This is a genomic window from uncultured Amaricoccus sp. (genome assembly GCF_937891315.1).
In the GTDB taxonomy this organism is placed as follows: domain Bacteria; phylum Pseudomonadota; class Alphaproteobacteria; order Rhodobacterales; family Rhodobacteraceae; genus Amaricoccus.
In genome coordinates this window covers 1-6241 of the sequence record NZ_CALAGI010000010.1, presented here as the reverse complement: position 1 = coordinate 6241, position 6241 = coordinate 1, and the positions used below count along the sequence as shown (strand labels likewise).

Genomic DNA, 6241 nt, shown 5'->3' with positions numbered 1-6241 from the left:
TCCTGCCCGACGGCCGCTACCTGCTCGCGGCCTCGGCGGCGACGGGTCAGGTGACCCTGTGCGAGCTGTCGGAGCTCGACGGCTCGCTGACGCCGATCGTCACGCGTCCGGTGGGCGCGAACCCGGTGTCGATCGCGAGCGATCCGATCGGCCGCTTCGTGTACGTCGGCTCGCGCGACACCGCGGGCGTCGGCGACATCTCGATCCTGCACTTCGAGCCCAACGCGCTGCTGACGGGCTTCGTCAACGGCGTCGGGGCGGCCACGGCCGGAAACCACCCGGTCGCGCGCCTGCTTGAGGTCAGCGACGCCGCCGAACATCTCAAGGCCGGGGATGATCTGCTGCGCCTGCAGTTTGGCCGCGCGGAGATCACCCCAGAGCGACGACGTGTCATCGACGGTCTGGTGCGCGGGAACGGGCGTCATGCCATCGTCGCGGGGCCGGGACAGCATCTGCGCCATCGCCAGCGGGTCCATGTCCGCGATGGTCGGCGGCTCCGGTATCGGCGAGCCCACCGATGCGTCGATGCCCCCGAGCGGCGAGGGGGCAAGCGGCGTTGGGGCTTCGGGGGCGGGCGTCAGTGCGCCGATCAGCGCGTCGGCGAGCGGGGAAGCCATCTCCGGTGCCTGGGTCATTGCCTCGGGCGCGGCGTCGGACGGCGCGATCGGCGCGGCTTCCCACCAGTTGCCCGGCGCATCGGCGAGGGGCGCGCTATCCCACCAGTTCACGGCTTGATCCGCATCGTTCCGTCGGGCGCCTTGAACTTCGTCCCGCTGGGAAGCGCCGCGAACTCCTCGGGCGTCGTCGGCGACGGGATGCCGCCCGGTTGCCCGACGTTCGTCACCTCGCCGCGCGGCTTGATGCCCGTCACCTTCGTCGCGGTCTCGGGACCGGTGAACCAGTCGCCCGGCCACCAGCCATCGTTGGCGTCGATCGTCGTCTCGCTCTCAAGGTTCTGCAGCGCGTAGGCGATAGCGTCGTTCTCGGGCATTCCCTCCCGCATCAGCCCCTCGGTCTGGGTGACGACATGCATCGCGGTCGCCGGGTCCATGTCCTTGCCGAGGCCGCTGAGAAGCAGAGACCGCCCGCCGCCGGTCATCGCCGGCGCGTCCTCCACGCCACTCTCTGGCGCCATCCAGTCGTCGGCCAGCCCCGAGAGGATGCGGCTCTGGTTCGTATTGACCCCGGGCGTGCCCGCGCCGAGCAGGAGACCATAGACCCGCGGATCAATCCCCCCGCCACCCGTGCCGCCGCCGTAATAGCCCATGACATGCTGGGCGAACTGGCCCGCCGACATGCCCTCGTTCCCGCCATTGTTCAGGACGGCGTCGCGGCCCACGACATCGACCGCGCGCGCCGACGGGTTGCCGAGCAGCTTGGCCGCGCCGCCCGCGCCCTGCTGGTGCATCAGGTAGAGCTCGGCCTCGCTCTGGGGCGCCCGGCCGAGCATCGCCTCGAAGGTGTGGGCATTGTCGAGGGTGAAGCGCTCAAGGCCCGCCGTCTCGGAAGCGAGGTCGCCTTTCGTCACGCCGTACTGGTTGGCGGTGCCGTCGGTCCACTGGAAATAGCCGCCGGCCGAGGAGTTCGGGTTCTGCGCGCCGCCCTTCCAGCCGCTCTCGATCTGGCCGAGGCGCCCGACGTAGCCGTCGAGCGCGCCCTTGAAGGCGTCGAAGCCGCGTTCCTGCGTCGCCCGGTCGGCGTCGATCTTCATCTGGGCAATGCCGCGATCGCCGGCGACGAGCCGATCGGTCTTCGCAAGCTCGGTGCCGAGCCACTGACCCATGCCGGCGAAGGTGCCCTTGGCTTCCTGCGTCCCGGTGCCAACCTGGATGCGGCCCTGCGTCGCATCGTCGAACCCGAACTCCGGCAGCGAGGCCATCGCCGAGGCTATCTGTGGCGCGGCCGAACCGTAGCCTGGCCCGGCCTGGCCGAACGCGGCAAGCATCGCGGCGAGGTCGTGCTTCGCCGCCGCCTGACCTGCCGCCTCCCGATAGCGCGCCGTGTCGTTCACCTCGCCGGCCTTCGCCGCGGCAAGTTCCGACTGCGCGACCTGAAGCGGGTTCCCTCCGCCGAGCGCCTGACCGAGAATGTCGGACAGGCCAGAGGCGAACATCGGGTTTGCGTAGAGCTGCGCCTGCATCAGTATAGACCCCCGCTCGACAGCGATGCCAGTTCGGCGTCGGTCAGCTTCGGCGGCTTCTTCGGGCCGGCGCCCATTTTCGAGCCCGCGTATTGCGCCCCGGCGCCGCCGCCGAGCATGAGCAGATCGCCCATCAGCCCGGGGTTCGCGGTGACGGTCGGGGCCGGGATGCGCGTTTCGGCCGCGTTGGCGTTGAGCGAGCCGCGCCGATTGCCGCCGATCGTCTGGATGTTCGAATTGCTCCGACCCACCGCGTCGCCGGCCGCCGCCGTCTCCCCGCCGAGCGCCGACAGCATCGCCAGCGCATCGAGGACCGTCTTGGTCGTGTCGACCGACTTCTTCTCGTAGCCCGCGCTGGCGCCCGACACGTCCTTGTTCTGGATCGGCGGCGCCTGGGGTTCCTCGTTGTAGGAGCCCGCCGATCCGGTGATCGCATTGTCCGGCGCGGCGACGGTCTGCTTTGCCCGCATCAGCGCGCCGGCCGGGTTCGCCTTGACCAGCGATTTCGCCACCTCGTCGGTCTGCTGGCCCTCCATCGAGAGTTGGCGCTGTGCCTCCTCCTCGCGGGCGATCTGCTGCGCCTGCATCGCCTTCTGGTTCTCGGCGTTCTGCGCCCGGATCGCGTCGTTCTGCGCGTCCGCGTTCATCTTCGCGCCGCCAGCCGAGGCCACGCTGCCGGCGATGGCCGCGATGGTAAAGGGGTCCAAGCCCGGAGCACACATCAGGCAGCCTCCTCGTTCGGGAAGTTGAGGCGAGCGAAGGCGCCGAATGCTTCGCGCGCGAAGGTATCGTAGGCCCGGGCCGCCTGCTCCTCAGTGTCATGCCGGAGAAGCCAGATATGGCGATCTCCGATCTTGGACTGAGATATCCACCGTCCGGTCTGTTTGCAGTAGCACACGCCCTTGAAGCGGCTCGTTCCAGCGCGGGGACGCATGTTCCGGTTGTTCTCGGAGCGGGTCGCTTCCCGCAGGTTGCCGGGCCGGTTGTTCTGCGGATCGCCGTCGCGGTGGTCAACCTGCGCCGTCGGCCAACGACCGTTTGCCAGCGCCCAGATCACACGATGCGCCATGTAATGCCGCCTTAGGATGCGCCCGTGCCGGTAGCCGCTCGGGTCCGTGAAGGTGAATGCCTCGGCCCCGGCATAGCGCGCGTTCCAGACCGCAAACCCGCGCTGCGTCGCGAACATCTCGCGCGGCCGGGATAGCCACCAGAGTGTGCCCGTCTCCTGGTCGAGGCGGAACATCTGGCGTAGCTCGTCAATTCCGATGAGATTGTTCATGACACAATTTTGCTCTGATTTTTGAAGCCAGCGCCGCCGCGCGCGGTCTGCCTGATCTGCCCGACCTGATAGCCGTTCTGCGCCGCGCCGATGCCCTCCGCGAAACCGCCGAGCACGTGGTCGAGCGGGTTCAGTTCCGGCATGTCGGCGGCGAAATTCGTCCGGGCGGCCAAGGCGGCGTTGGCGGCCGTCGTGGTGTCGCCGCTCGCCCGCAATCCCGCCTCGATCGAAGTCCGCAGGTCGTTCATCTGCGAGGTGGCCCCGGCAATGTCCCGGTCGATGTCGGCGTTGATCCCGGCGCGCTCGAGGCGGAACCCCTTGCGAAGATCGGTGGCCTTGGTGTTCGCCGCGGTCGAGGTGCTGAGGCCGGCGCGGGCCAGCGCGAAGGCCAGCTCGTCCTTGGTCTTGCCGAACTCCTCGTCGAGCTGGGGCAGGTAGAAATCCTCCTGCGCCTTCCGCCGGGCGTCGAGGAGCGGGGCCGTCCCTTCGTGGGTTTCCCCACCCGTGCCGCCGAGGCGCAGCTTGCCCCGGAGAGCGTCGTATTGCTCCTGCGCCGTCTTTCCGGTGGTCACCTCGCGCGTGGTCGTGCCGCCGCCGGGGGTCTGGCCGTCGTCCTCGCCGCCGATATAGTCCTTGTGACCGGGCATGCCCCAGCCGAAGCCGTTCGTCTCGGTGATGGTCTTGGTCGTCTGCGCTTCCGGGGTCCATTTCTTGCCCCGGTAGTAGTATTCGGCCTTCGGGTCGTACTTGCCCGTCGCCCGGTCCATCTTCGTCTTGCCGCCCTCGAAGATGGTCTTGATCTCGCTCATGCCGTCGGCGATGCGTCGCTGGCGTGCCTGTTCCTCGCGCCGGGTGCGCTCGGCCTCCTTCTTGTAGAAGTCGGTCGATGAAGTGTCGGTCTTCGGCGGGTCGCCATACATCCCCATCAGGACGCCTCCCATTCCTCGAAAGTCTCGCCATCGCGATCGGCAAGGGCATGCAGGTCTTCCATGACGGCGAGCATGTGCTCCCACCCTCCGATGAGGTAGGCGACGGTGTGCGCGATGCTCGCCGTCCCTTCCCTCCAGACGAACGCGAACATCCGCGTGTTGCGGCTCTCGTGCCGGCGCCACCGCTCCGACGTGACCCACCAGCCGGCGGCCTCCGCCAGAACCGGCGCCAAAGCCTCGCGATTGGCGATGAAGAACGGGTTCGCGGCGTTGACCACCATCGCCCGCACCAGCACCTCACCCATGGCCGCCACACGGTCGGGCCCCTTGTCGCCGTCCGCGATATCGTCCGCGAGGCGTGCGAGCGCGGCGCAGTTGAGGAGGAACCGCGCCGCGTCCTCGTCGCCCAGCGTCCACTTCATCATCAGGGCTGGCATCTGGTCACTCGGCAGCGGCATCAGGCCGTCTCCTTGAACCAGGCGAAAATCTTCATGTCCTCGCCGCGCCGGCCATAGCAGCGCAATGTCGCTTCCTCGGAACCGCCGAGCATTTCCAGCCAGCGGTGCGTCTCGGTATGGTGGGCCGGCGACATGCACTGCGCCCGGTGCGCGCCACTCCCCCGCACCGCCGGAACCACCTCGCGCCGGAAGTGCTTCGTCACCTCGCGCAGCACGTTCCCATAGCGGTCGGTCCCGAAGCCATAGAGGCTCCATGTCCCGGGCCAGAGCGGATGCGCGCCGAAGATCGCCGCCGGCTCGGTCCCGTCGTAGGCCACCCACTGGAAGCCCGCGAGGTTGATGAACCGCTGCGCCAGCGCCTCCGGGCTGTCGTGCCACGAGAGCATGAACATCTCCTCGGCCGACTGTTCGCGCAGCCGATGGCAGACGAAGGAAATCTCGGACGGGCGGGGCGCGGCGGCGATCATTTTTCGCCCTCCCCGCCGGCGTAGAGCACCGTCACCTGACCGATCTTCGCCGGGCCTGGCGTCGTGCTCCGCAGCCTCAGCGCGAGATGCGTGCCCTCGAGATCGAAGCCGACCCGGTAAACCCGGTGCGTGCTGCCGTCGATGACCGCGACCGGCTCCCACTCCACGTTGTTGACGTCGAGCGAAACCTCCACCTGCCACTCCCCGTAGCAGGCCATGTCGATCCCGGTGAACCGCTTGACCGTCGAGGGCTTGCCCATGTCCATGTGCGGGGTGACAACCTCAACCTCGCTGCGGTCGTAGGTCGATCCGGTGATGCCGCCATAGATGAACACCTCGTCGGCGTTGTTCCGCATGATCAGGTCGTCGCGGATCGCGCAGATGTCCCCGACCCAGCGCCCTTTCAGAAGCCCGACCGTTGGGTTGAAGTGCGTCGTCACCGGAAGATCGAAGACCGACCAGGCCCGGACCTTCGCCGCCGGGTAGTTGGTCAGCACGTAGACCTTCTCCTTGAGGCAGAGCCAGAACTGGCCACTCTGCTCGTGGATGATCCCCTTCGCGAGCTGCAGGAACCGCGTGACGTTGCGATCGTGGTCCTGAAAGATCGGCTCGACGTCGGCCCCGGCGAAATCAAGCTCGGCGCGCAGGAGTATGTCGATCGGTGACCCGACGTCCGACACCTTGGCGAAATTCGAACTGTCGCGGGCCTGCAGCGAGCGGATGCCCGTGGTCGAGAGATAGAGCACGTCGCCGTCCGCGTAGCCCGTCACCGAGCGGCGCGCGAGGAGCGAGGTCTTCAGCGAGCGCAGATACTGGTTCTTGGTGAAATCCGGATCGACGGACCAGAACTGCGCGCCACGGGTGCCGAACACCACGAGATCGCCGAAATACTCGCCGAGCGCGAGGCCGTTCCCGACGAGCGCGGCCGGATCACCGCTGCGCAGGCGCAGCGCGCGCTCGAACGCATC

At 68.2% G+C, this 6241-nt stretch carries 7 protein-coding genes and 1 pseudogene; all 8 read right to left on the bottom strand.

Features of this window, described 5'->3' with window-relative positions; genetic code table 11:
- A pseudogene (locus tag Q0480_RS00745) lies at positions 1-728 on the bottom strand (hypothetical protein); the annotation flags it as partial.
- Positions 725-2140, bottom strand: coding sequence for a hypothetical protein (locus Q0480_RS00740; RefSeq protein WP_299129700.1), 1416 nt, complete (start codon positions 2138-2140; stop codon positions 725-727). The pseudogene Q0480_RS00745 and the gene Q0480_RS00740, both read right to left, overlap by 4 nt.
- Entirely contained in the window at positions 2140-2862 is a 723-nt protein-coding gene (locus tag Q0480_RS00735; RefSeq protein ID WP_299129698.1) for a hypothetical protein, read from the bottom strand. Before Q0480_RS00735 ends, Q0480_RS00740 begins: the two co-directional genes overlap by 1 nt.
- Positions 2862-3419, bottom strand: a complete 558-nt coding sequence (locus Q0480_RS00730; protein ID WP_299129697.1) for an HNH endonuclease — start codon at positions 3417-3419, stop codon at positions 2862-2864. Before Q0480_RS00730 ends, Q0480_RS00735 begins: the two co-directional genes overlap by 1 nt.
- A complete protein-coding gene (locus Q0480_RS00725) occupies positions 3416-4345 on the bottom strand; it encodes a hypothetical protein (protein WP_299129695.1) in 930 nt (309 codons plus the stop codon). The genes Q0480_RS00730 and Q0480_RS00725 overlap by 4 nt, the downstream gene beginning before the upstream one ends.
- A complete protein-coding gene (locus tag Q0480_RS00720; RefSeq protein ID WP_299129694.1) occupies positions 4345-4806 on the bottom strand; it encodes a hypothetical protein in 462 nt (153 codons plus the stop codon). The genes Q0480_RS00725 and Q0480_RS00720 overlap by 1 nt, the downstream gene beginning before the upstream one ends.
- Entirely contained in the window at positions 4806-5273 is a 468-nt protein-coding gene (locus Q0480_RS00715; RefSeq protein ID WP_299129692.1) for a hypothetical protein, read from the bottom strand. Before Q0480_RS00715 ends, Q0480_RS00720 begins: the two co-directional genes overlap by 1 nt.
- The coding region (locus Q0480_RS00710) for a hypothetical protein (protein WP_299129691.1) at positions 5270-6241 on the bottom strand (972 nt) is incomplete at its 5' end. The genes Q0480_RS00715 and Q0480_RS00710, both read right to left, overlap by 4 nt.